The sequence below is a fragment of the Hamadaea sp. NPDC050747 genome, from assembly GCF_040654195.1.
Classification (GTDB): Bacteria; Actinomycetota; Actinomycetes; order Mycobacteriales; family Micromonosporaceae; genus Hamadaea.
In genome coordinates, this window is record NZ_JBFAHM010000004.1 from 524,481 (window position 1) to 549,363 (window position 24,883).

At 69.3% G+C, this 24,883-nt stretch carries 23 protein-coding genes; 10 read left to right on the forward strand and 13 right to left on the reverse strand.

Annotated features, from left to right (window positions below):
- Positions 1–39: 39 nt before the first annotated feature.
- The 4 genes from AB0H43_RS11875 to AB0H43_RS11890 all read left to right on the forward strand — a co-directional run bounded on the left by AB0H43_RS11875 (position 40) and on the right by AB0H43_RS11890 (position 3,419).
- A complete protein-coding gene (locus AB0H43_RS11875; protein ID WP_359999251.1) occupies positions 40–1,956 on the forward strand; it encodes an NACHT domain-containing protein in 1,917 nt (638 codons plus the stop codon).
- A gap of 79 nt (positions 1,957–2,035) precedes the next feature.
- Positions 2,036–2,185 (forward strand): MerR family transcriptional regulator, encoded by a 150-nt coding sequence (locus AB0H43_RS11880; RefSeq protein WP_359999252.1) that lies wholly within the window; start codon positions 2,036–2,038, stop codon positions 2,183–2,185.
- 253 nt (positions 2,186–2,438) lie between these two features.
- Positions 2,439–2,954 (forward strand): cupin domain-containing protein, encoded by a 516-nt coding sequence (locus AB0H43_RS11885; protein WP_359999253.1) that lies wholly within the window; start codon positions 2,439–2,441, stop codon positions 2,952–2,954.
- Positions 2,955–2,987: 33 nt separating this feature from the next.
- A complete protein-coding gene (locus tag AB0H43_RS11890) occupies positions 2,988–3,419 on the forward strand; it encodes a GNAT family N-acetyltransferase (RefSeq protein ID WP_359999254.1) in 432 nt (143 codons plus the stop codon).
- A gap of 39 nt (positions 3,420–3,458) precedes the next feature.
- On the opposite strand, the gene AB0H43_RS11895 is transcribed toward AB0H43_RS11890, so the two are convergent.
- The gene (locus AB0H43_RS11895; RefSeq protein WP_359999255.1) at positions 3,459–4,844 is read right to left on the reverse strand and encodes an MDR family MFS transporter; all 1,386 of its coding nucleotides are present in this window, start codon (positions 4,842–4,844) and stop codon (positions 3,459–3,461) included.
- Between the two features lie 232 nt (positions 4,845–5,076).
- On the opposite strand from AB0H43_RS11895, the gene AB0H43_RS11900 reads away from it, so the two are divergent.
- Positions 5,077–5,562 carry an NUDIX domain-containing protein gene (locus AB0H43_RS11900; RefSeq protein WP_359999256.1) on the forward strand — a complete coding sequence of 162 codons (486 nt, stop codon included), beginning with the start codon at positions 5,077–5,079 and terminating at the stop codon, positions 5,560–5,562.
- Between the two features lie 7 nt (positions 5,563–5,569).
- Here the strand turns inward: AB0H43_RS11900 and AB0H43_RS11905 are convergent, their stop codons facing one another.
- The gene (locus AB0H43_RS11905; RefSeq protein WP_359999257.1) at positions 5,570–6,415 is read right to left on the reverse strand and encodes a rhomboid family intramembrane serine protease; all 846 of its coding nucleotides are present in this window, start codon (positions 6,413–6,415) and stop codon (positions 5,570–5,572) included.
- A gap of 179 nt (positions 6,416–6,594) precedes the next feature.
- Here AB0H43_RS11905 and AB0H43_RS11910 point away from each other — a divergent pair, with 179 nt between their 5' ends.
- The 3 genes from AB0H43_RS11910 (at position 6,595) to AB0H43_RS11920 (ending at position 9,494) form a co-directional block, all read left to right on the forward strand.
- The gene (locus AB0H43_RS11910; protein ID WP_359999258.1) at positions 6,595–7,263 is read left to right on the forward strand and encodes a hypothetical protein; all 669 of its coding nucleotides are present in this window, start codon (positions 6,595–6,597) and stop codon (positions 7,261–7,263) included.
- Positions 7,264–7,353: 90 nt separating this feature from the next.
- Positions 7,354–8,049, forward strand: a complete 696-nt coding sequence (locus AB0H43_RS11915) for an MBL fold metallo-hydrolase (protein WP_359999259.1) — start codon at positions 7,354–7,356, stop codon at positions 8,047–8,049.
- Between the two features lie 206 nt (positions 8,050–8,255).
- Entirely contained in the window at positions 8,256–9,494 is a 1,239-nt protein-coding gene (locus AB0H43_RS11920; protein WP_359999260.1) for a hypothetical protein, read from the forward strand.
- Between the two features lie 19 nt (positions 9,495–9,513).
- Here AB0H43_RS11920 and AB0H43_RS11925 read toward each other — a convergent pair whose 3' ends face one another.
- A complete protein-coding gene (locus AB0H43_RS11925) occupies positions 9,514–10,599 on the reverse strand; it encodes an amidohydrolase family protein (protein WP_359999261.1) in 1,086 nt (361 codons plus the stop codon).
- A gap of 49 nt (positions 10,600–10,648) precedes the next feature.
- On the opposite strand from AB0H43_RS11925, the gene AB0H43_RS11930 reads away from it, so the two are divergent.
- Positions 10,649–11,932: a glutamine synthetase family protein gene (locus AB0H43_RS11930; RefSeq protein ID WP_359999262.1), complete on the forward strand. Its 1,284-nt coding sequence runs from the start codon at positions 10,649–10,651 to the stop codon at positions 11,930–11,932.
- Between the two features lie 19 nt (positions 11,933–11,951).
- On the opposite strand, the gene AB0H43_RS11935 is transcribed toward AB0H43_RS11930, so the two are convergent.
- Complete coding sequence (locus tag AB0H43_RS11935; protein WP_359999263.1) at positions 11,952–12,551, reverse strand: DUF4190 domain-containing protein; 600 nt, start codon at positions 12,549–12,551, stop codon at positions 11,952–11,954.
- Positions 12,552–12,713: 162 nt separating this feature from the next.
- Positions 12,714–13,562, reverse strand: coding sequence for a DUF2268 domain-containing putative Zn-dependent protease (locus AB0H43_RS11940; RefSeq protein WP_359999264.1), 849 nt, complete (start codon positions 13,560–13,562; stop codon positions 12,714–12,716).
- A 56-nt stretch (positions 13,563–13,618) separates the two neighbouring features.
- Between AB0H43_RS11940 and AB0H43_RS11945 the strand changes: the two genes are divergently transcribed.
- Positions 13,619–14,410 carry an alpha/beta fold hydrolase gene (locus tag AB0H43_RS11945; protein WP_359999265.1) on the forward strand — a complete coding sequence of 264 codons (792 nt, stop codon included), beginning with the start codon at positions 13,619–13,621 and terminating at the stop codon, positions 14,408–14,410.
- A gap of 200 nt (positions 14,411–14,610) precedes the next feature.
- Here AB0H43_RS11945 and AB0H43_RS11950 read toward each other — a convergent pair whose 3' ends face one another.
- From AB0H43_RS11950 to AB0H43_RS11985, 8 genes are read right to left on the reverse strand one after another with little or no spacing between them, the layout of a single operon-like run.
- Positions 14,611–17,376 carry a hypothetical protein gene (locus AB0H43_RS11950; RefSeq protein WP_359999266.1) on the reverse strand — a complete coding sequence of 922 codons (2,766 nt, stop codon included), beginning with the start codon at positions 17,374–17,376 and terminating at the stop codon, positions 14,611–14,613.
- Positions 17,373–18,437 (reverse strand): Gfo/Idh/MocA family oxidoreductase, encoded by a 1,065-nt coding sequence (locus AB0H43_RS11955; protein WP_359999267.1) that lies wholly within the window; start codon positions 18,435–18,437, stop codon positions 17,373–17,375. The genes AB0H43_RS11950 and AB0H43_RS11955 overlap by 4 nt, the downstream gene beginning before the upstream one ends.
- The gene (locus tag AB0H43_RS11960) at positions 18,434–19,336 is read right to left on the reverse strand and encodes a sugar phosphate isomerase/epimerase (protein ID WP_359999268.1); all 903 of its coding nucleotides are present in this window, start codon (positions 19,334–19,336) and stop codon (positions 18,434–18,436) included. The genes AB0H43_RS11955 and AB0H43_RS11960 overlap by 4 nt, the downstream gene beginning before the upstream one ends.
- Positions 19,327–20,520: a CehA/McbA family metallohydrolase gene (locus AB0H43_RS11965; RefSeq protein WP_359999269.1), complete on the reverse strand. Its 1,194-nt coding sequence runs from the start codon at positions 20,518–20,520 to the stop codon at positions 19,327–19,329. The genes AB0H43_RS11960 and AB0H43_RS11965 overlap by 10 nt, the downstream gene beginning before the upstream one ends.
- Positions 20,517–21,626 carry an ABC transporter ATP-binding protein gene (locus tag AB0H43_RS11970; protein WP_359999270.1) on the reverse strand — a complete coding sequence of 370 codons (1,110 nt, stop codon included), beginning with the start codon at positions 21,624–21,626 and terminating at the stop codon, positions 20,517–20,519. The genes AB0H43_RS11965 and AB0H43_RS11970 overlap by 4 nt, the downstream gene beginning before the upstream one ends.
- Positions 21,626–22,453 carry a carbohydrate ABC transporter permease gene (locus tag AB0H43_RS11975; RefSeq protein ID WP_359999271.1) on the reverse strand — a complete coding sequence of 276 codons (828 nt, stop codon included), beginning with the start codon at positions 22,451–22,453 and terminating at the stop codon, positions 21,626–21,628. Before AB0H43_RS11975 ends, AB0H43_RS11970 begins: the two co-directional genes overlap by 1 nt.
- Positions 22,450–23,409: a sugar ABC transporter permease gene (locus AB0H43_RS11980; protein ID WP_359999272.1), complete on the reverse strand. Its 960-nt coding sequence runs from the start codon at positions 23,407–23,409 to the stop codon at positions 22,450–22,452. Before AB0H43_RS11980 ends, AB0H43_RS11975 begins: the two co-directional genes overlap by 4 nt.
- Complete coding sequence (locus tag AB0H43_RS11985; RefSeq protein WP_359999273.1) at positions 23,384–24,778, reverse strand: extracellular solute-binding protein; 1,395 nt, start codon at positions 24,776–24,778, stop codon at positions 23,384–23,386. The genes AB0H43_RS11980 and AB0H43_RS11985 overlap by 26 nt, the downstream gene beginning before the upstream one ends.
- Positions 24,779–24,883 lie beyond the last annotated feature (105 nt).

Genomic DNA, 24,883 nt, shown 5'->3' on the forward strand with positions numbered 1-24,883 from the left:
GATCCCACCGAGTCGACGGCATACGCGATGATGGTCGCCATGCGTCGCGTCTGGCTTCGTACCGCCGTCGCGGTCGCGATGGCCGCTGTGCTGGCGGGCATGTCCGTGTGGGCTTGGCGGCGGTCGGCCACCGACGGGTTGAGCCTGTTGTGGACGGTCGTTCCGGGCGTGCTGGCGGTGTTGGCAGCGCTCGGGGCGTGGGTCGGCAAGATCGCCGCCGATCGTGACGGTGATCTTGCGCGGGCCGCCGATGCGCTGGCGACGCGGGTGGCGGCGTACCTCGCGGCTTCCGAGGGCAATTCACACCAAATGCTGACGTTGCCGGTCGCGTGGGCGACGACGGAGCATGCCGAGTCTGTGATGGTCGGTTGGGCCGGCGTACGCGGTGATCCCCGGGACGAGTCGCCGGTGGATCTTTCCGGGCGGTTCGCCGACATCGCCGAGGTGTACGCACGACTGCCCAGGCCACGCCGGTTGGTGGTGCTTGGTCGAGGTGGTGCGGGAAAGACGTCGTTGGCTGCGCGTCTGGTGGCCGATCTGCTGGAGCGAAGGCAACCGGGCGAGCCCGTGCCGGTGCTGCTGGCGCTGTCGAGCTGGGATCCGCAGCAGCGGCTGCAGACGTGGCTGGCCGATCGGCTCGCCGAGATCGCGCCTGCGCTGGGTGCGCCGGCCGAGCCGTTCGATCCTGATGCGCGGCGTCGTCCGACGGTGGCGCAGGCGCTGGTCAACGCCGGTTTGGTGCTGCCTGTGCTGGACGGGTTCGACGAGATCGCCGAGGATGTGCGGCCAGGCGCGCTGTCGGGCATCGCACGGGCGGTCCGGCGGCGGGACGAGGTGGTGGTGACGTCCCGGCCGGACGAGTTCGAGGAGGCGGTGGCGGTCGAGGGGCCACTGCCGGGGGCCGGCGTCGTGGAGCTGGCCGACCTGGAGGCGGGCGACGTCGACCGGCATCTGCGGGCGTCCGCCGGTGGGCAGAGCGCGAAGTGGCGTACGGTGCTCGACGAGTTGCGGGGCCATCCGGACGGTCCGCTGGCGCAGGCGTTGTCGACGCCGCTGATGGTGTGGCTGGCGGTCACCGTGTACCGGGGCCAGGACGCTGATCCGTCGGAGTTGCTGGGTCCGGAGCTGCGCGACAGCCGGGAGGCCATCGAGCTGCATCTGCTGCAGGGTCTGGTTCCGGCGGTCTACGACCGTGCGCGGAATCCGCGTCGTCGCCGGTGGACTCCTGTGAAGGCTCGGCGGTGGCTGGGATCGATCGCGTACCGGATGACGCAGGGCGGTGGCGCGCTCGTGTGGTCGCTGCTGCCGGGATCGCTGTCGCACACAGCGGTGGCCGTGTTCGGTGCGGTCGCCGGTGGCGCCGCCGGGTACGCGCTCGGCAAGGCGCTGGGTCTGGTGATCGGCGTGGTCACCGGGGCGCTGGTCGGCGTCGGCGGTGACTGGCGGTTCGGGCCGAAGGTGGTCGCGATCGCTGGGGCGCTGGTCGTCGCGTTCACCGGTGCCGCGCAGGCCGGATCGGGGCATGTCGCTACTGGGTCGGGGATCATCGTGCTGGCCGGGTGGCTCATCGCCGGGGTGACCCGCAGTTTCCGGCAACGGAGATGGCGAACGCTTACCTCGGCTCGAACACATTCCCTCATCCAAACCCTGGTCGCCGTCGTGCCGGTGGCGTATGCGGCCCAAGCGCTCGACGCGAACGTGGGAGGGTGGGCGCTGACTGCCGCCCTGGTCTGGCTGGTGTTCTTCACGACGTGGGGGGAATGGCTCGTCGCCCGCACATGGCTGGCCGTCACCGGCCGGCTGCCGTGGTCGATCAACGCGTTCCTGCACGACGCCCACCGGCGCGGGGTGCTGCGGCACGAGGGGTTGGCGTACGAGTTCCGGCACGCGAGGTTGCAGGACACCTTCGCCACGACCATCCCGGCGCAGCGCGGGGCACTGTCCCGAGTGCGGTGATTGACCTTCCTGCTGCAGGAAGGTCTACCGTCGCTGGCATGCGGCTGTTCACGATCGGGCAGGCGACGCACTGTCCGGCGTGACCGCCAAGGCGCTGCGGCATTACGAAGCCATCGGGCTGTTGCGGCCCGCGGTGGTCGATCCGGCGACCGGCTACCGCCGGTACGACCAGGATCAGGTCGACCAGGCCCGTCGCATCCACCGGCTGCGTGCACTGGATCTTCATTAGATGTGGTACGCCGACCGCTGGAGTCGGAGCCGGGCGCCGTCCGGGACGCACTCCGGGCCCATCGCAAGCGGGTGGATGCGCAGATCACCCGACTGGCGGCGTACTGCACGGCGCATGCGTCGGCGTACCACTGCACTGGAGGTGGGCGCGCCGGAGAACGTCGCGCGCAGCCACAGATTATCGCCAGTGGCCCAACCAAACGACTCGCGATTGGATCTGCCGAGTGGGCCACCCGGACCGATACGGTCACAGCATGTCTTACCCACCGCAGCAGTACACCGCCGAAGCCCCCGCCGTCAGCGCCACCTTGCGCACCGGCGACGCGCCCGTGGACCTGGCGATCGGGGTGCGGTCGAAGGTCAGTTACCTGGCCACCGGCGAAACCACGAACGGCATGTTCGGGCTCTACCGCTGGGATCTGCAGGCCGTGCCGCGACCCGACAGCCTGCCGGGCGGCCACTTCCACCGGACGATGGCCGAGTCGTTCTACATCCTGAACGGCACCGTGGCGCTGTATGACGGCGACAAGTGGGTCGACACGTCACCAGGCGACTACTTCTATGTGCCGCCGGGTGGCGTGCACTCGTTCGCGAACACCTCCGGCGAGCCGGCGTCGATGCTGATCCTGTTCGCGCCGGGTGGCCCGCGCGAAGGCTACTTCGAGGAGCTGGCCGACATCGCGGCCACCGGCCGGGAGCTGACCCACGACGAGTGGGTGGCGCTGTGGGCGCGGCACGACCAGTACGAGGCGCCGATCACGACAGCGTGACGGTCGCCGCCGGCACGCCCTACGATCGCGATCATGGGAGACTGGACGCTGCGACCAGCCACGGCAGCCGACGCGGACGCCATCGCCGAGTTGCGGGCGGTGGTGATGCGGCCAGACCTGGAGCGGCTCGGGCGATATGACGAGCATCGCGTACGCCAGCGGTTGCGGGACCGGTTCGTGCCCGGCCACAACCGGGTCATCGAGGTCGGCGGCGACTTCGCGGGAAGCGTCGCGCTGACCCCGGCCGAAGACGGCCACTGGCTGGAGAACTTCTACCTCCATCCGTCCCTCCAGGGTCGCGGTATCGGGTCGGCGGTGCTGGAGCAGGTGTTGTCGCAGTGCGACTCTCCCGTCCGGTTGCAGGTGCTGCAGGGCAGCCCCGCCAGACGGCTCTACGAACGGCACGGCTTCACCGCGTACGCCGAGGACGCGGTCGACGTGTGGATGGTCCGCGAGCCGCGGTGAGTCGGACCCGGCGCCGAGAAGACGCCGGGTCCTAGTCCCTCAGTGGCCGTGGCCTGCGACGTCGTTGTCCGCTCTCGCCGGCAGGAGGAACGCGGTGACGATCACGGCGATCGACAGCACCACCCCGACGATGAACGCCAGCCGCATCCCGTCGAGGTTCGCGGCCACGGCGCCGACGCCCTCCGCCTTGAGCGCATCGGCTCGCGCACTCATCACCGTGATCACGAGCGCCGTGCCGAAGGCCGCCGCGACCTGCTGCAATGTGCCCAGGATCGAGCTGCCGTGGGAGTACAAGTGCGGGGGGACCGCGCCGAGCCCCAGGGTGAAGACCGGGGTGAAGGTTGCGGCCAGACCCACCATCATCAGCGAATGCAGGCCGAGGAGCTGCCAGAACGGCATCGTCATCGAGACCTGGGTGAAACCGGCGAGCGAGACGGTGATCGCGATCGCGCCCGGGATGACCAGCACCCGGCCGCCGAACCGGTCGAACAGCCGGCCGACCGTCGGGCCCAGCAGACCCATCGCCAGCCCACCCGGCATCACCAGCAGCCCGGTCTGCAGGGCAGTGAGTTCACGGACGTTCTGCAGGTAGAGCGGCAGTAGGATCATCGAACCCAGCATCGCCATGAACGCGACCGACATCAGGGTCAGCCCGATCGTGTAGGTGCGGTGCTTCAGCGTCCGCAGGTCCATGAGCGGCGTGCCTGTCTTCTGCAGCGACAGCTGGCGCAGGACGAACACCGTGATGGCGGCCAGCCCGGCGCCCACGATCGCGGTGGCCAGGCCGACGTTGCCGCCCTGGAACCGGCTGAGCCCGTAGACGAGTCCGCCGAAGCCGAAGGCGGCCAGCCCCACGCTGACCCAGTCGATCGTGCTGACCTGCGGCTCGCCCACGTTCTTGAGCTGCCGCAAGCCGCCCCAGGTGATCAGGCCGGCGATGGGCAGCACCACGGCGAACAGCAGACGCCACGACCCGAAGTTCAGGATCACCCCGGCGATCGCCGGGCCCATGGCCGGCGCGACCGAGATGGCCAGGGTGACGTTGCCCATCACCTTTCCCCGGTTCTGCTCCGGCACCACATGCATCAGCGTCGTCATCAGCAGCGGCATCATCACCGCCGTGCCGGACGCCTGGATGATGCGGGCGCCCAGCAGCACCCCGAAGCTCGGCGCGACGATCGCGACCGCGGTGCCGAGCAGGAACAAACCCATCGCCGTCGCGTACGCGGTGCGGGTGGACACCCGCTGCAGGAACCAGCCGGTGATCGGGATGACCGCCGCCATGGTCAGCATGAACGCGGTCGACAGCCACTGGGCGGTCTGCTCGGTGATGGTCAACGCGCTCATCAACTTCGGAATCGCGTTGATCATGATCGTCTCATTCAGAATGACGACGAACGTGGCCAGCACGAGCAGCCGGATCACCGGCGGGGTGCGACCCGAAATCGCGGAAGTCGCGGACTCGACAGGCGTCTCAAGCTGCTGAACAGGCACAATACCTCGATCAAGGTCGTCGGACAGAAGATCAGTCGTGCGAACAATCGTTCCCATACCAAGACTGACTGATCCCACCGACAAAACTCATCGCTCCGGATCCACATTCCAGCAAGTTCTTCCGGAATTCACCCCGGCCGGTTCTCCGGCTAGGGTCACCGCCATGGCCCGCTACCGACCGGCGGTACGCGCAATCGTGCTGGACGAACACGACCACGTGCTGCTGTGCCGGTTGGAGTTCACCGAGTCTGGACGCCACGTGACCATATGGACGGTCCCGGGCGGCGGCGTCGAACCCGGCGAAGACAACATCACGGCGTTACGGCGGGAGCTGGCCGAGGAAGTCGGGCTCGACCTCACCACCGATCCGCCGCACGTGTGGCACCAGCAGGTCCGCTGGCCGCAGCCCGGCAACGGATTCGACGGCCTCTGCAACGACTACTTCCTCGTGCGTACCGCGAGATTCGACCCACGCGGCTCGATGACCGACGAGCAGCTCGCCGACGAGGGCCTGACGGGATTCCGGTGGTGGAATCCGGCCGAGCTACCGGAATCATCGGCAGTGTTCTGGCCGCCGGAGTTCCCGGCTCTCCTGCGGACGCTGCTCGCCGACGGTGTTCCAGCCTCACCTATCGCGATCGACGGGTGAGGCGTACCTAGCGCCAACCCCCTCTGTCCGTCTTACGCCAGATCACCGGTGGTTCGACGAACCCGGTCGCCTGACGCGGAACGGGTGGTCGGCGGCGGCCGCCGCGGAACGGCAGCGCCGCGAGCACGCCGACGAGGAAGCCGAGCACGTGCGCCAGGTACGCCACCTCTCCCCCGCCGGTGACGGCCAGCCCGGCCGAGTAGAGCCACTGCAGCACGAACCAGGTGCCGAGCACGATCCAGGCCGGCAGGCGCAGCGGAATGAAGAACAGGATCGGCACCAGACTCCACACCCGAGCCCGCGGGAACAACACCAGGTACGCCCCGAGAATGCCGGACACCGCACCCGAGGCGCCGATCAGCGGCTCGGTCGTGTCCGGGTTGGCCAGCGCGAACCCGTACGCGGCGGCGTATCCGGAGGCGACGTAGACCAGCAGATAGCCGATCCGGCCGAACCGGTCCTCGATGTTGTTGCCGAACACCCACAGGAACAGCATGTTGCCCAGCAGGTGCAGCCAGCCGCCGTGCAGGAACATCGAGGTCAGCACCGACAACGCGGGCTGCTTCGTGTAGGCGGGCGCGTCGACGACACACCCCAGCCCGTTCCCCATCCGGCCGACCGCCCCGGTCGCGACCAGCGGCAGCTGGGTGTTGCTGATCAACTCCTTCGGAATGGCGGCGTAATGCTGGAAGAACGCCGTCTGGTGGCACAGGTCCGAGACCGCTTCGCTGCCGATGCCCATGTTGGCGAAGACCGGCGTGAACAGCAGCGCCAGCACGTTCGCCACGATCAACCCGTAGGTGACCCACGGCGTACGCCGGACGGGATTCACGTCATAGATCGGGATGACCATGGATTCACTGTGCCCTATCGACGCGGTCCCGGCATCCCCCGAGCGGGCCACCACGGCGCGTCCGGACTACCGCCGCCGACGCTAGAGTCAGCGCTGTGAGCGACCGATCCCCGTTCGGTACGCGGCTGTCGCGATTGCTGGCACACCGCTTGTCTGCGGCGCCCACGAATGCAGAGGAGGTGGCTGCCGCGTTCGCCCGCGACTCCGAACTGCCGGAATCCGAGCTGGCCGGGCTTCTGGCCGGCGCTCAGCCCAGCTCCGAGATCCTGCGGCGACTAGGCACGGCGCTCGGCATACCGGCGGCTGACATGTTCGTCATCGCCTCGCTGCCCGTACCGGATGATCTCGCCTCCGCGTGGCCGACGAAGCCGTGGAACGTCGGCACACTAGTCGAGACGGCGGCCGGGATGCCGCCCGCGCAGATCGCACGCCTAGACGAACTGGTCCGATCGCTGCCCGTACAGGCCCGCACGACGCCGCCGCCCCCGGACACCTATCCCGACGGCCCCGGTGCCGTGGTGTCGCGCCTGATGACGAACCGCAACATCCCGCCGTACGACGCCAAGGCTCTGTATTTCGTCGGCGGCGGCCCGCTCGTGTCCTACTCCACCGTGGGCCAGCTCGGCACGGGGAAAGTCACCCTGACTCCGCGATACGTCACGGCATTCGCGCGCGTCCTGGGGTATGAGCCCGGCGACCTGGTCGCCATCACCGGCGTCGGTCCCGTCCCCGAAGACCAGCCAAGGCATCGGTCGGCGGCCCAGATCGCGGCCCTGGCCTGGAACGCCCGGCATCTGACCAGCGATCAGATAAGACAGGTCCTGGAGAGCACTCGGCGAATCCCGTAGAACGGCCGCGGCTTTCGCCGGCAGCGAACGGCGTCCGCTCAAAGTGAACACGTCTTCTCGACCCGGACGCCGGATCAATACCGTCGCGGCATGAGCGAGATCATCACCGAGCTGCGTCCGCACCTGTACCGAATCGTGCTGGGCCGATATCAGGCGTACCTGTGGCGTGACGACGAGACCGCAACGATCATCGACGCCGGCCCGGCCGGATCAGGCCCGCTCATCGCCGAGGCGATGCACCACATCGGCCTCGACCCGTCCTGCCTCGCCCAGGTCGTGCTCACCCATTTCCACGACGACCACGCAGGCGCCGCCGCCGAGCTGGCCGCCTGGGGTGACGTGAAGATCATCGCGCATGAAGCCGACGCGCCCTTCGTTCGGGGCGAGCGACCCGGCCCGCCGCCGAACTTCACCGACTTCGAACGCGAACTGCACGCCCAAGTCGCCGCAGGACTTCCAGCCGCTCCCCCATCACGCGTCGACCACGAGGTCAGCGACGGCGACCTGGTCGAGTTCGGCGACGGCGCACGAGTCCTGTCGATCCCCGGCCACACCGACGGCAGCATCGCACTGCACCTGCCCTCGCACGGAGTCGTCTTCACCGGCGACACGATCGCCGAACACATGGGACAGGTCATACCTGGAGTCTTCAACCTCGATGTCGCCCAGCTCGCGAACTCGGCAGCGCGCCTGGCCGGCCTGGACGTCGAGGTCGCCTGCTACGGCCACGGCGAGCCCTCGCTCAGCGACGCGTCGGCGCGCCTGCGCGAGGTCGCCGAGCAGTAGCCGGTTGACGACCGTTTCGAAGCGGGTGGCGGGAGTGCCGTCGATTATTGTGGGCCGGGCGCGCCGTCCGTCCTGCAGCTCATCCCGTCGAACTGGCCGCACAGCGTCGCGCGGCGGCCAAACAGGAGAACCACATGACTCGTCAGTCAGCTCCCCGACCTGACCGGGTGATCGCGGTGTCTGACACATCACGATGAACTTTTGAGATGACCAGACAGCGGACGGACTCCACTGGCAGCGACCGGACACCCGAACTCGCGATGTGGGAACTGCGCCGATCAATGGCAGTCGCGTTGGCCACCACAGTGGCAGGGCTAAGTGCCCTGCTGATCGGGGCGCTATGGTTCGGCGGATTTCCGTCGTTGAAACGCGACGGCACGATCACCGTTTCGACACTCTTCGAGGTGCTGAAGCTGATCTTCGCGATCGTGGCGGGCATCGGCGGTGTGTTCGCACTGGTCGTGGCGTACCGGAAACAGCGGGTCGCCGAGCACGCTCATCGGCTGGTAGAGGCCGACGCGGTTCGCAGTGACGTGCGACTGTTCAACGAGCGATTCTCCGCCGCCGGAGATCAGCTCGGATCGGAACAGGCCGCGGTAAGACTCGCCGGACTTTACTCCCTGGCCGGCCTGGCCGACGACTGGCCGCAAGGCCGGCAGACCTGCATCGATGTCCTGTGCGCCTATGTGCGACTGCCCTCACCGGACGTGACCGCCGAGCACGATTCGCCGGGTCGGCAGGAGCTTCAGGTACGCGCGTCTGCGTTCGACATAATCGCCAGGCGCCTGCGACCTGGTGCGGAGACCTCATGGCAGGGGCACCGTTTCGATTTCTCACGCAGCCGAGTGCGCGATGGAGACTTCACCGGAATTCACGTGACTGGCGAGACCGTCCTTCTGTTCACGGAATGCGCGTTCAGCGGCGATCGGCTGACCTTCCAGGACATGGTTCTCGACGGCGGAATCATCGACTTCGCTGACTCCGCGTTCGATCATGGAATGCTGACATTCGCCAACGCCCACCTGAAGGAAGGGACATTGGACTTTCGCAGGTGCGGCTTCTCTGGAGGAACGCTGGCGCTCGTCGCGGCGACGTTCGACGGAGCTGACGTGATCTTCGACGGTTCGGGCATGAGGGATGGCGTCATCACCTTTGGCGGCACGACGGACGAGGAGGGCCAACGGGCGCTGCGTGGCTCCGTCTTCGCCGCGGGCCGGGTGAGTCTGCGGCGGTTCGGTGGCCGCGGCGGCCAAATTCGCTTCGACGACACAGCATTCAGCGGCGGACTTGTGGATCTCAGCGACTCCGTTTTCGACGGTACAGAAGTCTTTCTCAACGACGCGCGCGAGTGGCGGAGACCTCCGGTGTATACACACGACGTGTACCGGAACCCGGGCTTCCACCTCCCGCCGCAGAGCAGGAGCTCACCCTCACGCGCGGATTAGGTAATTTGGCGGCGCCGAATCAGAGGCGGTAGACGCGGGCGGCGTTGTCGACGCCGATTAGGTGGGCGATGCGGGTCGCATCCGACTCCGTGAACTCGGCGAGGAACGCCGACAGCGCCTCGCGGAACAGGGTCGCGGCGAGGTAGTAGTGCTCGGGCAGCCCGAACGCGTCCGAGGAATAAAGGAGCTTTGGGAACGGGGCGAGTTCGAGCGCTTCGGCGAGCACGGCGGTGGCGCGTGAGCCGACGTTGTGCACGGCGAGGCCGATGTCGAAGTACACGTTGTCGAAGACCTGCGTCAGGTAGCCGGCCTCCCGGTGGTAGGGGTAGGTGTGCAGCAGCAGCACGGGCACGCCGGTCGGTTCGATCGCTCGCAGGAGCGGTGTGAGCAGCGCCGGGTTCGCCTGGTGGAGGTTCAGGTCGGGGTCGCCGAAGCCGGTGTGGAACTGCACCGGCAGGCCGAGGTCGACGGCCGTCCAGACCAGGAAACGGTGCAGCGTCTCGTTGGCGATCCGCGCCGGGCCGCCGCGGCCGATCGTGGCCAGTGCCAGCCCGGCCGCCGCGGTCACCTCGCTGTCCGTCGGGCGGCGAGGATTCAAATTCAAGCCCATGCGGTACGCGGCCACGCTCTTGGCCGCCACGGCGGCCTCGGCTCGGTCGGCGAGATTCTCCCGTACGCCGGACGCGAAGCCCATGGCGTCGACCCCGCTCGTGAGCAGCTGTTCGGCGAGCTGCTCCAGGCGTACCACTTCATGCGCGGCCGCGCCCGCCGCGGCGCCGAGCTCTTGCGGGGTGAGCAGGGGTTCGGGCAGGTAGCCGGTGTCGACGCAGAGTGCGCCGAGGCCGGCCGCGGCCAGGAAGCGGGCCGTGACCTCGGCGTGGCCGAGCGACGCGCGGCGGTCGAGGTAGTCGGCGGGCGGGGCGTGCGCGGGCAGGTCGAGCAGCGGGGCGCAGTGATCGCGCACGGCGAAGCCGAGCCGGGAGTCCCACGAGCCGCGCGCACCTTCGGTGAGCAGCCCGGCGAATCCGGCCGCGTCGAGGTCGCGGCGGACGACGCCGTGGCAGTGGTGGTCGGTCAGCGGCAGCGCCGCCACGGATTCCCGCACCTCACCAGCTTGCCGGAAGGCCGGGCGTTTTGCCGGTAGGTTCGCTTCTGTGACCAATCCGGACGAGATCGCCGCCGAGCTGTCCGCGCGCGACGTCGCCGTGATCGCGCTGACCTGGGTGGACAACAGCGGCATCACCCGGATGAAGGGCATCCCGGTGGCGCGGCTCGCGCATGCGGCCCAGTGGGGTGTCGGCGCGTCGCCCGTGTTCGACACGTTCCTGGTCGACGACTCGTCCGTGACCGGCCGGTACGCCGGTGGCCCAGTCGGCGATCTACGGCTCGTGCCGGATCTGCGACGGCTCATCGTGCTGGCGGGGCAACCGGGATGGGCGTGGGCGCCCGCCGACCGGTACGACCAGAATCGCGACCGGCATCCGCAGGACGCGCGCGGGATTCTCGGCACGGTCGTGACGCGCCTCGCCGATCAGGGTTTCACGGTGCGGGCGGGGTTCGAGGTCGAATGGTGCGTGTTCCCGGCTGATTCGTCACCGGCCTACGGAATGGCTCGGGTCGTCGAGCACTCGGACTATCTGCGTACGCTGATGGAGGCGTTGATCGCGGAGAACGTGCCGGTCGAGCAGCTGCATCCGGAGTACTCACCGGGGCAGTTCGAGGTGTCGTTCTCACCGCAGGACCCCGTCGGCGCGGCCGACATGCTCGTGCTCGTCCGCGAGACGATCCGCGCCGTCAGTCTGTCGCACGGCCTGCGCGCCAGCTTCGCCCCACGAGTCGTCGCCGGTGGTGTCGGCAACGGCGGTCATGTGCACCTGAGCCTGTGGCGGCACTCGGTGAACCTCATGGAGTCCGGCGTCGGCTCGTCGTTCGTCGCTGGAATCCTGGCTCGCCTACCAGCGCTGCTCGCCTTCGGCGCCCCCTCGGTGGCGAGCTATCTACGGCTCGTGCCCTCCCATTGGGCCGGTGCGTACGCGTGCTGGGGGCACGAGAACCGGGAGGCTGCGCTGCGGTTCATCACCGGTTCGGTAGGCGAACGTGAATCGGCCGCCAACGTCGAGGTGAAATGTTTCGACGCCACCGCCAACCCTTACCTTGCGCTGGCTGCGTTGTTGAGCGCCGGCTTGGACGGGGTGTCCTCCACGTTGTCGCTGCCGGAACCGGTCGAGGTCGATCCGGCTTCGCTGGCATCGCCGCCGCCTCGGCTGCCCACTTCCCTGTCGGCTGCGGCCGACGCGTTGGAGGGCGATCCCTTCTTCGCCTCCGCGCTGGGGGTTGAGCTGGTCGACACCGTTCTCGCTGTTCGGCGCGGTGAGGTTGCGGTGTTCGACGGGGCGTCCGAAGAGGAAATCGTCGCCCGTACGCTCTGGCGCTACTGAAGTTTGCGGCCCGGTAGCTTCACTTCATGATCGACTCCGTCATCTTGCGCCAGCGTCCGAGTCCCACCAAGCAGTACACAGTGATCTGGCCGTTCTCCGCCGTCTCGGTCCGCATGTACATGTAGGTCATCGCCGGATCGAGACGCGCGGACACCGTGAGGTTCTCGCGGCCGACAGCGCACTCCACCTCTGCCCTGCTGGCCACCACAGCCTCTTCGGCTGAGTCCTGCACCTGCGCGACGGCGTAGACCTGCAGGGCGTGCAGTTCAGTGCATGGCACGACCTGGAACTCGGTGACGGACAATATCCCGGGCATCTCCGGCAGACAATCACCTTGACGCAGCTCCGCCGCTGATGTCCCCCGGTCGCTCACCCAGACCGCCGCCGCTCCGAGCGACAGCGTGATCGACGCCAGGCCAAGGAGAATTCCCATAATTGCGAGGAATTGACCACGCTGGGTTCGGCGCGCGATCTGGCGCAACGCCATACCGCCCATGATCAGAGCCGCGATCCCGCCCGGCGCGGCGCATGATGCGACGACGGCTGAAGCGATCGCCAGCACATTCCAGCTTCGATCGGCGCGTTCCGGCGTGGCCGCCGGCAGTTCGGGATCGGTCACGCGGGCACGCTACAGCTCGACATGATCAGCTGTCCGTCCGCGCGAGTAACGATCTTGTAGCTCTCCTTCGTTGCCTGGATCGGGGACGGACGGAATGCTTGATCATGGTCATTTCCAGGTCGCCATGACGACGTGGAAATGACCATGATCAAGGAGTGCCGGTCACGAGCTGGCGCTGGCGAGGATCTCCGGGCCGGTCAGGCCGGTGCTCTGCGCCACCGTCAGGCCGCTCGCCTTCAGGTGTGCGTCCACGATGCGCAGGCCGACGGCGTACCCGGCCATGTCGGGGATGCCGACCGGCTCCGAGCCGAACCTGCGGGCCGTGGTGTCGCCCAGCACGTACGCCGCGGTCTTGTCGTATCCGGTGACGTCGAACGCGGCGACCGTCTTGTCGTAGGCATCGTCCAGGGAGGAGCCGGTGACCATCGTCGACCACGGTCCCATCGCGGACGGGCCGGCGAGTTCGCGTACGAACGCCTCGGCGAGTCCTTCGGAGACGACGTGCTCGCCGACCATCGGCACCCAGGGCACGTTCTGGTACCGGATCTGGTGGTGCAACTCGTGCACCGCGCAGTACGCGATCCGCCCGATGACGTCGTCGGACGGCCAGCCGATGAGGTAGAGCCAACCCGGCGCGCCGCCCATGCCGTAGTAGCCGCCGGTGACCTTCATCAGGTGCTCGTCGTCCGGGTTGCCGAGCATGAACAGGACCTTGACCTCGTCCGGCTGCTTCCAGTCCCCCAGCGCTGCCGAAGCACGATCCAAGGTGGCGGCGATCTGCCCGACGACGTCCTCGTCGACGAGCCGGGTCAGCGCAGGGACGTAGCGCTGGTCGTCGGCGTCAACGCGGAAGCCACCACCCTGGTGGTGCAGATCGACCGGGTCGCCGGGCATCGGGACGTGCTCGTACATGGGCGCGATGAGGTCGCGCAGCGCGTCGGCGCGCTCGGCCACCGGACGGGCCAGGATCTCCAGCATCGCCCGCGGTGTATCCATAACCGTGATCTTCATGGTTTCGACGGTAGGGACTCACGTCGCGTGAGGGTCAAGCGCGCACAATCGCAGTCATGGGCAGGCGGAAGGTTATGCGGGCCGTGATCGTCGTGCTGTCCGTTACCGTGCTCCTCGTGGGTGCGCTCTACTTCGGCCAGCGCAAGCTGATCTACTTCCCCAGTCAGGAGACCGGCCCGGTGCCGGCCGACATGACGGAGGTCAGCTTCGGCACCGCCGACGGTCTGACGCTTCGGGGCTGGCTCTCGACGCCGCAGGCGAGCCGAGGCACAGCGGTGCTGGTGGCCAACGGCAACGGCGGTAACCGGGCGGGACGAGTACCGCTGGCTCGGGCGCTCACCGAGCGAGGGCTGACCGTGCTGCTGTTCGACTATCGTGGCTACGGCGGCAATCCCGGGAGCCCGACGGAATCCGGGCTCTTCCTCGACATCCGCGCGGCGTTCGACTTTCTGCGCGCCTCCTTCGACAGCCGCCGAATCGTGCTGTTCGGGGAGAGCCTTGGATCGGCGGTCGTGACCGACTTGGCGACAGAGCAACCGGTGCGGGCCGTCGTCCTGCGTTCGCCGTTCACCGATCTCGCCTCCGTGGGTGCGGCGCACTACCCGTTCCTCCCCGTACGCCTTCTCCTGCGCGACCGGTTTCCCGTGCTGGACAAGGTTTCCAGCGTGCAGTCACCGATCACCGTGGTGTACGGAACCGCCGACGGCATAGTGCCGCCCGCGCAGAGCATCGCCGTCGCCGAGCGGGCCGGCGTCGCCCCGATCGCCGTGCCCGGGGCGGATCACAACGATGCGGTGCTGGCCGAGGGTCCGCTGCTGATCGACGCGATCGACGCCGCCGCCGGGTGAGCCGCGCGAGCTCGAGCAGAGGCCGACGCGGCCGGGTGAGCCGCGCGGGTCGAGTGGAGCCCGACGCCGCCGGGGTGCCGCGCGGGTCGGGCAGAGGGCCGAGGGTCAGGCGGAGCCGGGTGATCTCCGGAAGCTCACGCACGTCACCGCACCATGATCACGTTACGTGGCGCTCCGGAGATCACCCAGCCCGGATGACGTCAGCGAGCGAGCTGGACGGTCGCGATCTCGAATCCGCGCAGATCCAGCGACACCGAACCGTCCGGCGAGACGGCGAGCGAGCCGAGCCGACGCCCGCGGAGGTCGGCCAGCCAGGCCGACCGCAGTCCGGGCACGGACACGACCGCGGTCGACGGAGCAGGCTGCAGACAGACGACCCGCAATTCCAGACAACCCGGACGGGAGCGCAGCGATGTCATCGTGACGCCGTCGCCGGACACCGACAACCCGGAGGAAGATGCGGGCAGCGGAGCCGACGGCGCGGCGGCGCCGGGGAACGCGAGCAGCGAATGCCGGTAGACCTCCGCCGCCAAGGCCACTCCCGCCCGATCCCACGAGGCGCGGATCGGCATGACGGCCAGGTCGAAGGTGATCGGCCCGTGGCACTGGGCCTGCGGAGCCGGCAACTGCGGCCCGGCGGGCTCGTCGCGTAGCGCGTGGATGTTGCGCGAGAGCATGCCGATGGAGCGCAGCAGCGTGATCGCGAGATGCCCGTCGACCACCTCGTACTCGGTGGGCTGGGTGAGAAGCACGGCAGTCTCGCCCGCGACGACGAAGCCCGACGCCGGGAAAGTCGGCAGCGGGAACTCGCCGGGAGAGCCGTCCGGCGGGACCGTGGCGGGACGGGTCACGACCGCGAACTGGCCCTCGGCGTGGGACTCCACGGCGGACGCAGGTAGGTGCAGCCGCACCCGGTGATCGGAGCAGGGGTTGTCGAAGCTGATCGTCAGGCGTACGAACGGTTCACCGACGCGCAGCTCGACACGGGTCACCACGGTCACCGGGACCAGCGTCGAGGACCGGGCCGGGGCCGGTGGCGCGGCGGCGACCACGGTCGGGCTGACCGGCGTGGCCACCGAGGCGGCCACCGGCCACTCGTAGACCCGCGAGACCTCCACGATGCCGAGCAACGGCCCGGCCGCCACAACCGACGACGATGTGGAGGTCGGCTCGGAGACCAGCAGATCGGCGGCGGGTGCGGCGTAGTTGTAGCTGTCCCCCACGTCCCCGCCGTCGACGATCAGCCCGAGGTCGGCCACGTCGAACCGCAGCAGACCGTTGTCGAGAACGGAGCCGTCGACGGTCACCGGCGAGGAATGCGCGGCGGCGGAAATGGCGGGCCGGACCGACACGTGGCCCAGCGCGGGAACGGTGACCGCGGCGGCGACGACCGAACGCGGGGCGGCCACGATCCGCATCTGGACCGAGGTGTGGTCGGCGAGCGCGGCCCACACGGCTTCCAGGCTGAACGTCGGGTCGCCGTGCCGGGCCACGTGGAAGGTCAGCTCGTCGCCCTCCAGCTCCCACTTGGTGATCTCCTGCCCGTACAGCTCGATGCCGTGGATGCGCCGCAGTCCCTTGGCGATCTCGGCCAGGCCGTCGAGCCGGTCGTCGGCGAGCACGGAGGGGCCGGAGGAGAGGACCTGGGTCGAAACCGGCACACCGTCGCCGGTCACGAGGCCGGCCGACGTGTCGAGGTCCAACTCGACCAGCGAGGTCCGCTCGAACGGCGACGGGTTCCAGACGGCGTACCCGTCGTTGGGCACGGCCGCGGTCAGGCTCGCGCCGGCGAGGTCGACGACCGCGCGGGCCAGCTGGTCCGCCTCGGCCAGCCGCGCGGCCACCTGCACCGCGGTCTCGTCACAGCCGCAGCCGGTCACCGAGTCGTGGCACGACGCGTCGATCAGCCGGCTCCACGCCATGTCCAGGAAGCCCTCCACCGGCGGGCTGGTGTGCCACAAGGCCGCGAGTGGTTCGGCGTGCCGCTCGACCGCCCGCTCCGCGCGTCCCATCGCCCGCTTCAGAGGGGTACGCACAGAGATGACCCCGGGCAGGATGTTCGCGCGGGCGTGCGACCGCAGTTCGCCGGTGATCCGGGGCAACCCTTCGAACCGGGTGGACTGCGTGGCGAAGTATTCGGCGAGCGTACCGAGGCGCAGGTCGAGCCCGGTCTCCGCGGACGCGCGGGCGAGCAGGTCGGCGACGTCGGCCGCCGGGGCGGCGTGGTCGGTGCCGTACATGCCGAGCATCGGGCCGCCGGCGCCGGGCCGGGTCGCTCGATCCGGCGAGGACTCGGAGCCGGGAGGACGGCGCGGGCCGGCCAAATCGTTGGCGGGGTACCAGGCGCTCAGGTACGCCGCGAGTTCGACCGCGCGGGCGGCCACCAGCGGCGGCGACGCGGTCAGCGACGCCGCGTTGCCGTAGCCGCCCGGCAGGTATTCGGTGCGGATGACGGTGCCGTCGGGGGCTTCCCAGCCGAAGGCGTGCTGGTCCAGCGACCCCGGTACGCCCCGGAACACGCACGCGTGGGCGAGCCCGGCACCGGTCAGGATCTGCGGCATCTGCGCGATGTGGCCGAACATGTCGGGCAGGTAGCCGACCGGCAGGGCTGCGCCGAGTTCTTCGGCCCGGCGCAGTCCGCGTTCGAGGTTGCGGATGATGTTCTCGCCCGAGCACAGGAACTCGTCGAGCAGGATCTGCCACGGCCCCACCGACAGCTGCCCGTTGGCGACCAGGTCGCGTACCTGGTCGCGGCGGTCAGGGCGGACTTCGAGGTAGTCGTCGACCGCCGCCATCTGCCCGTCGAGGGTGAACCGCTGCCGCGGGTCGGCGGCCATCCGGTCGAAGACATCGTCGAGCAGGGCCACCAGGCGCAGCCGGAACCGCTGGAACGGCTCGTACCACTCGCGGTCCCAGTGGGTGTGCGGGACGACGATGATCTCCGTCGGCGTACGAGTCGGCGTCATGCGGCTATGGCCTCTCCGGAGACGGCGTGCTGGGACGCGCGGACGATGCGCTGGCTGGTGACCAGGTCGGACAGGCCGCCGGCGACGCCCGTGCGGACGGATTCTCCGGTGGTGACCAGCGAGTGGAAGGCGACCAGTTCCCGTTCGAACGCCTCGTCGACGCTGGTGAAGACCGACCGGAGCGGCCCGTCCACGATGGTCAACCGAGTCGGCGCGTTCATCAGGTACGGCGACGGGAAGACCAGTTCGAGCGAGCCGCGCTCGTGGTGGATCGTCACCGTCTCCCGGTACGCCGGATAGTCCGGCAGGTAGTGCCAGTGCAGCGTGTAGCGCCCGCCGTCGGGCAGGTCCCCGGTGACTTCGACGGACGGCTCGGGCACGCCCTTGCGCGGCCACGTGGTCGCATGATCGATCGTGGCGGGCGCCCCGGTGAACAGCCGCAGCAGGGACAGGTCGTGGCTGAGGCTGTTGACCAGGATGCGGTAGAGGCGCTGCGCGCCCGGATCGTCGCCGACGGCGGCGCGTACGAGGTCGTCGTCGCGGGCGCGCAGGGAAGCCAGCGCCGCGGCGGGAACATCGGAGAAGGATGGCAGGTGGGCGAAGGCGAGCTGCGACTCGCCGCTCGGATGCAGGACGGTGACGTCGACGTGGTGCACGGCCGACGGGCCGCCGATCCGGTCCAGCTCTTCCAGGGCCCGTTCGACGGCCGGGTCGTACTGCTTCATGTAGCCGACCATCAGCCGATCCGTCTCGGGAAGTTCGGCGATCTCGGCCCGGGTGAGCGCCAGCGGCTTCTCGCAGAACACCGGCAGCCCGGCGGCCAGCGCCTGACCGGCCAAGGCCCCGTGTGATCCCGACGTGAGCAGCAGGATCGCGTCGAAGCCACCGGCGGCGATCATGTCCGCCGCGTCGGCGTACCGGGCGACGTCGAACTCGGCCAGCGCCGACGGCGACAGGTCGCTGACGGCGACGACGGAGAACAGGTCGGACCGGCGGGCCAGCATCGGCAGGTGCGCCGTGCGGGCGATCGTGCCCAGCCCGGCTATCGCCACGCGGATCATTTCAGCCCCCATTCGGCAAGCTTGGCGCGGTTGGCGCGCTGGTCGGCGAGGATCCGGCCGAGGTCCTGGCCGGTGCCGGGCGCGTCCTGCTCCACGACGAGCCAGCCGGTGTAGCCGATCTCGGTCAGTTCGCTCAGCACGGCAGGCAGGTCGACGTCGCCTTGGCCGATCGGTGGGAAGCCGCCGGCGCGAACCATCGCCGACAGGTCCGCCCCCTCATCGCGTACACGATGATGGACGAGACGGTCCGCGTCTTTGACGTGGACCTGTTTGATGCGCGGACCCCAGCGTCGCACCGCCGCGACCGCGTCGCCGCCCGCGAGCGCCAGGTGCCCGGTGTCCAGGCAGATCGAGATGTCGGTGAGCGCGAGCAGCCGGTCGGCCTCTTCGCCGGTCTCGATGTCCGTGCCCAGGTGGTAGTGGAAGACCGGCTCGAGGCCGCGCGCCCGGCACCGGTCCGCGGCCTGCTGGACCCGGTCCGCGAACCCGGCCCAGGCCGCCTCGGGCAAGGCTGCTTCGGGATCGACGGGTACGCCGGGAGCAGCGAATCGGCGCGGATCGGCGGGGCAGGCGAGGGTGGGCCGGGGAGCGAACCGGTCGTCGTCGACCGGCGCGGCGGCGAACACGTCCAGCGCCGTGTCGAGGTTGGGCAGGTCGGCCGCAAAACCGTCCGGGTCGCCGTAGCGCAGGTCGACCCAGCCGCCGGCCAGATGCATGCCGTGCCGGGCGAGCCGGTCGGCCAGCTCCGCACCGGTGCCGAGATAGCCGATCGGGCCGGAGTCGATCCCGGTGTAGCCGGCCGCAGCCAGTTCGGCGAGCATCGTGTCCGGGTCGATGATCGGCGTGTCGAGCGAATAGACGCCGAAGTTGCAGGGGGCGTTGGCGATTCTCACCTGCACAGCGCGACCACCTCCGTCGTTGCGGTTTCCAGCAGGTGCAGGCCGTCCCCGGCCGGGATCGTCACCCGGTCGCCCCGGATGACGATCCGGGAGCCGTCCGGCCGGATCAGGACCGTGCCGTCGGCGTCCAGGGCGAGCAGTTCGTCGCCGAACCGGACCAGCAGGGCTTCGGCGGGTCCGGCGTTGATCGCGACCCGGCCCGCCTTCAGCCCGCCGAGCACGTCGCCGTCGTCGGCGAGGACCCAGGTTGTGGGGTTGCCGGGCAGCCCGTCGTTGCCCGGCCGGTGAAAGTCGCTGCCGCCGACCGGGATGACGTCGGGCCGCCAGGCGTCCGCCCAGGCCAATGGCGCGCCCCAGGTCCGGTCGAACCAGCCGGAGTGCCAGATCTCGGCGTGCCGGGGCCGGTCGGTGACCGGCTGCCGCCAGGCGCAGTCGCCGCCGAGCGGATGGTTGATCGACAGGATGCCGCCGTCGCGGTCGACCGCCGCCACCCATTCGTCGACCGGGCGCCGGAAGTCGACCCAGCCGATGGGTCCCCACGCGTTGGCGTGGCCCCGGTCGGTGGTGACCTCCTGTCCCGGAATCAGGTCGATCCCGTAGTGCCTGCCTGCGGCGGCCAGCTCCGGGTGGTGGCTGACCGTGTTGTGGTCGGTGACGGCGAGGAAGTCCAGTCCCCGTTCGACGGCCAGCGCGGCCAGCTCCGGCACGGTCAAGATCCCGTCACTGTGGACGGTGTGCGAGTGCAGGTCGCCCGCCAGCCACTTCTTTCCCTCCACGGCCGGGAGTTCTCGTCGCGGGCCTCGTGCTGTGACCGGCGGCGGTTCGCTGGCCGGTGGTTCTTGCGCTGTCTTGTCGGACGTCGTCGCGGTGACGGTGAAGTCGAGCCCCGTCGGCGGTACGCGATGCAACCGCAGCAGCACCTGCCACACCCCCGGTTCCAGGGCTCCCGGCAGGTAGCCGGGCGTGGCCCAGCCGGGCGTGATCGTGTAGCGATCCCTCGCCCCGCCGGACCAGCCGCGGAATCCGTCGGGTCCTTCGCATCCGAGATCGAGCACGCCCTGGGTCCGGTCGTACGCCAGCTCGACGGTGAGCGCGGCGGTGCCGGGCGGAACGTCGACCGGGATCGAGCGCATGATCTGCTCGGCCTGGTCCTCCATCGTCCAGCGGCCCCGCTGCACGGTCATCGGTTCGCCCCGGTGGGCTGGACCGGGATCGGCGCGGCGACCAGCTCGTCGTCGCGGTAGAGCAGCGCTCGACCGGGTCGCGGCACGACCCAGCCGCGGTCGCCGGGCGCCGGTTCGTCGCCTTCGGGCACCACGACCTGCACCGTGCCGGTGTCGCCGGGCAGGTCGAGGCTGACCAGCGACGAACTGCCGAGGTTCTCGACCACCACGACCTCGCCCGACAGCGCGTTCGCGCGTTCAGCCGGCGAAAAGTCGAGATACTCCGGGCGTACGGCGTAGGTGACGCTTTCCCCGTCGGCGGTTTGGCCTTCGGCGGCTTCCGGGATGGGCAGGATCGCGCCGGCGACCGCCACGCCTCCGTTCTGGACGGTCGCGGGCAGCAGATTCATCGGGGTCGACCCGATGAACCCGGCGACGAAGGTGTTGGCCGGGCGGCGGAACACCTCGACCGGCGTACCCACCTGACGGATGCGCCCGCCCTGCATCACCGCGATGCGGTCGGCCAGCGCCAGCGCCTCGGCCTGATCGTGGGTGACGAAGACCGTGGTGACGCCGAGGTCGCGCTGCAACCGCTTGAGGAACGTGCGCGCCTCCAGCCGCAGCCGCGCGTCCAGGTTCGACAGCGGCTCGTCCAGCAGGAACACCTGCGGCGTGTAGGCCATCGCCCGGGCCAGCGCCACCCGCTGCTGCTGCCCGCCGGACAGCTGCGCCGGTCGCCGCTCCAGCAGCTCGGCCAGGCCCAGGCCGTCGGCCGTGTCGGCCGCCTTGCCGTGCCGGGTCCGCTTGTCCACCTTCTTGATGCGCAGCGGGTACGCGATGTTGTCGCGCACGTTCATGTGCGGGAACAGGGCGTAATCCTGGAACACCATCGCGACGTCGCGCCGCCCCGGCGGCATGCCGGTCACGTCGGTGTCGCCGATGTGCACCGTGCCGCCGGAGGCCGACTCGAGCCCGGCGATGGTGCGCAGCAGCGTCGTCTTGCCGCAGCCGGACGGGCCGAGCAAGGCGAAGAACTCGCCGTCGGCGATCTGCAGGTCGAGGGCGTTCAGCGCACGTACGCCGTTGGGGTAGACCTTGGTCAGCCCGCTCATGGTGATGGCGGCCATCAGCGTTTGATCCCTCCGTGGAAGCGGAAGCCGTAGCGGGTGCTCACGAAGATGAACATGAGCACGACCGGCAGCGAGTAGAGCAGTGAGAACGTGGACAGCAGCCGCAGATCGGCCTGGCCGCCCTCGGTGTAGAGGGTGTACATGATGACCGCCGCCGGGGCCTTGTCCGGGCTGCGCAGCAGCAGGAACGGCACGAGGAAGTTGCCCCACACGTTGGCGACCGCCCACACCGCGACGGTGGCCAGACCCGGGCGGACGACGGGCACCACGATGTGCCGCACGATCTGCAGCGGGCTGGCCCCGAACACCCGCGCCGACTCCTCGTACGAGGTCGGCGTGGAGTCCATGAAGTCCTTCAGGATGAAGATCGCCGCCGGGAGCAGCCCACCCGACATGATCAGGATGACCCCGAGCCGGGAGTCGATCAGGTTCAGCCGGAACGCCAGCTCGAACAACGGCACCATCGTCGCCGTCCCCGTCACGATCGACGAGAGCAGCAGCAGACCGTAGAGCAGCGCGTCGCGGCCCGGGATGCGGACCCGGCTCAACGCGTAGGCGGCCAGCGCGGCGAACGCGACGACCAGCAGGGCCGTGCCCCCGGCGAGCCACACCGAGTTCAGCAGCGACTCCATCGCGTACGGGTTGTCCATGAGCGCCCGGAAGTTGTCCAGCGCGAAGTCCGGCATCGACGTCGTGATCCGCGGCGTGCTGTCGAACGGCGCGGTGGCCAGCCACAGCAGCGGGATCGCGAAGAACCCCAGGACCAGGCACAGGAAGACGTAGCGGCCGATCCGGCCGAGCAGGTGGCTGACGGTGGAGTTCACGCCTCCTCCTTCCGGCGTCCCAGCATCCGCAGGTAGACCAGCGCGATGACGAGGTTGATGAGCAGCATGAGGAACGAGATCGCCGACCCGAAGCCGAGCTGACCGCCGGACAAGGCCACCTTGTACACGTAGACGGCCAGGATCTCCGACTTCTGCTCGGGCCCGCCCGCCGTGATCAGATACGGTGCGAAGTCGTTGAACGTCCACAGACTGATCAGCAGCAGGTTGGTCAGGATGTGCCCGCGGATGCGCGGGAACACCACGTCCCGCAGCTGCTGCCAGGTGTTGGCCCCGGCCAGCTTCGCCGTCTCCAGATGCGACGGCGGCACGTTACCCAACGCGGCGCTGTACAGCATCATCGAGAACGCCGTGCCCCGCCACGTGTTGAACACGATGATCGACAGCATCGGGTGGTCCAGCAGCCAGGCCGCGCCCGGCGTGTGCAGGACCGCGTTCAGCGTCCCGGCGTCGCGGTCGAGCAGCGCGATCCATAGGAACGCCACCACCGAACTTGGCAGGATCCACGCCAGCAGCACGAACGCCTCGACGATGCGGCGCATCGGGCCACGGCGGTCGCGCAGCGTCCACGCGATCGCGAAGCCCAGACCGGCCTGCCCGATCACCGCCGACCCGAGCACGAACTGCAACGTCAGACCCAGCGACGTCAGGAAACGGTCGTCGCCCAGCGCCGTCGTGTAGTTGTCCAGCCCGACGATCTCCGGATGCGCGGCGGCGAGCCCGGTCAGCCGGTAGTTGGTGATGCCGAGATAGATCGTCCAGGCCGCCGGCAGGACGAGGAACAGCACGATGAGCACCATGCTGGGCACCACGAACGCGGCCGCCCGGGCGCGGCCGAGCCCGGCGGCGTCCGGGGACGCGCCGTCGCGGCGCGCCCCCGGCTCTTGCTGCGTGCTGGTGTCCTCGGTGGTGTCAGGACTGGACGTTGCCTGCACCACCGACGATCCCCTCCACCTTCTTCTGATACTCGGCGGCCGCGTCCGCCGCGCTCTTGCCGGACACGACCGCGGCGGTCGCCTCCTGCAACGCCACCGACACCTGCGGATACACGGCCAGCGGCGGCCGGTACGCGGTCAGTGGCAGCACCTTCTGCGACACGAAACTGAGCATCGGGTCGGCGGAGAGGACGTCCTTGTTGACGTCCATCCGGGCAGTGATCCGGGCCGCCCCGGCCAACTCGGACTTGACCGCCTCGGCCGAGCTCATGAACGACAGCAGCTCCCAGGCCTGCGCCGGGTACTTGCTGTTGGGGTTCACGACGCGTACGCCGCCGCCGGACATGCTGACGAAGTCCTGGCCCCGGATGCCGCCCCCGGGCTGCTTGGCCGGGATCAACGCGTACCCGACGGTGGTGTCCCGGTCGGCCATCTTCGCGATGCCCGACTTCGGTTCCACGACGCTACGCCAGAAGTAGTCGCCCTCGCCGAGGATGCCGATCTTGCCCGCGGCGAACATCTCGAAGGACTTGTCCCGGCCCTTGGCCTCCTGCTGCAGCTTCGGATCGCCGAGGCCGCCGCCGTACACCTTGGAGTAGAAGTCGAGCATGTCCTTGACCGGCTGGTTGGCGCCGGCCCACTTGCCGTCCTTCCAGATCTCGCCGCCCGCGCCCACCAGCAGCGGCAGCGCGCCCTGCATGGAGGTCGCCTCGCCCATCGCGGTGCCGGCGTTGATCTGGATCGGCGTGACGCCGGGGAGGGTCTTGAGCTTGGCCCCCGCGTCGAGGATGTCCTGCCAGGACTTGGGCTGCCAGTCGGCCGGCAGGCCCGCCTGGGCGAACAGCTTCTTGTTGAAGTAGAGGACGCGACCGTCGGTGCCCTGCGGCACGCCGTACTTCTTGCCCTCGAACGTGCCGAGGCCCTGGACGGACTGCGGGATCTGGCTCCAGCCCTCCCACGAGTCCACTCCGGCGCCGGCGACGTCCGCGAGCGGCTTGATGTAACCGGCCTGGGCGAACTCGCCGACCCAGATGCCGTCGATGGCGATGACGTCGGGGCCGGCCTTGCTGCGCAGGTCCAACGCCAGCTTCGTCTTGTACTGCTCGTCGTCGACGCCGCTCGGCACGAACGTCACCTTGGCGGTGACGCCCTTGGCCTTCTGCGCCTCGATGAACTTGGGGATGACCCAGTCCTGGATCCACTGGGCCCCGGCTGAGTTCTTGCCGCCGACGATGGAGTTGGCGGCGATGGTGAGGGTGATGTTCTTCGCGTCCGCGCCGGACGGCTCGTCGGAGCCGCAACCGGCCATGGTGAGAGCGAGAGCGGTGAGCGCGGCGACCGCGCCCGTAGTCGTTCTACGCTGAACTGACATGGTGCTTCCCTTCGGCGACTGGGGTGACTCGAAAGGCTGGCGTTGCTCAGAATGTCATGACAACCTGCCGACGTAAATGACTGCCGGGAAATCTTCACGTAACAG

Excerpts from the sequence above, each read along its gene's own strand:
- AB0H43_RS11900 (WP_359999256.1), top strand. The coding sequence starts at position 5,077 with ATGGCCCGCTACCGACCGGCGGTACGCGCAATCGTGCTGGACGAACAC.
- AB0H43_RS11950 (WP_359999266.1), bottom strand. The coding sequence starts at position 17,376 with ATGACGCCGACTCGTACGCCGACGGAGATCATCGTCGTCCCGCACACC.
- AB0H43_RS11885 (WP_359999253.1), top strand. The coding sequence starts at position 2,439 with ATGTCTTACCCACCGCAGCAGTACACCGCCGAAGCCCCCGCCGTCAGC.
- AB0H43_RS11940 (WP_359999264.1), bottom strand. The coding sequence starts at position 13,562 with ATGAAGATCACGGTTATGGATACACCGCGGGCGATGCTGGAGATCCTG.
- AB0H43_RS11915 (WP_359999259.1), top strand. The coding sequence starts at position 7,354 with ATGAGCGAGATCATCACCGAGCTGCGTCCGCACCTGTACCGAATCGTG.
- AB0H43_RS11945 (WP_359999265.1), top strand. The coding sequence starts at position 13,619 with ATGGGCAGGCGGAAGGTTATGCGGGCCGTGATCGTCGTGCTGTCCGTT.
- AB0H43_RS11875 (WP_359999251.1), top strand. The coding sequence starts at position 40 with ATGCGTCGCGTCTGGCTTCGTACCGCCGTCGCGGTCGCGATGGCCGCT.
- AB0H43_RS11965 (WP_359999269.1), bottom strand. The coding sequence starts at position 20,520 with ATGACCGTGCAGCGGGGCCGCTGGACGATGGAGGACCAGGCCGAGCAG.
- AB0H43_RS11920 (WP_359999260.1), top strand. The coding sequence starts at position 8,256 with ATGACCAGACAGCGGACGGACTCCACTGGCAGCGACCGGACACCCGAA.
- AB0H43_RS11955 (WP_359999267.1), bottom strand. The coding sequence starts at position 18,437 with ATGATCCGCGTGGCGATAGCCGGGCTGGGCACGATCGCCCGCACGGCG.
- AB0H43_RS11985 (WP_359999273.1), bottom strand. The coding sequence starts at position 24,778 with ATGTCAGTTCAGCGTAGAACGACTACGGGCGCGGTCGCCGCGCTCACC.
- AB0H43_RS11970 (WP_359999270.1), bottom strand. The coding sequence starts at position 21,626 with ATGGCCGCCATCACCATGAGCGGGCTGACCAAGGTCTACCCCAACGGC.
- AB0H43_RS11890 (WP_359999254.1), top strand. The coding sequence starts at position 2,988 with ATGGGAGACTGGACGCTGCGACCAGCCACGGCAGCCGACGCGGACGCC.
- AB0H43_RS11905 (WP_359999257.1), bottom strand. The coding sequence starts at position 6,415 with ATGGTCATCCCGATCTATGACGTGAATCCCGTCCGGCGTACGCCGTGG.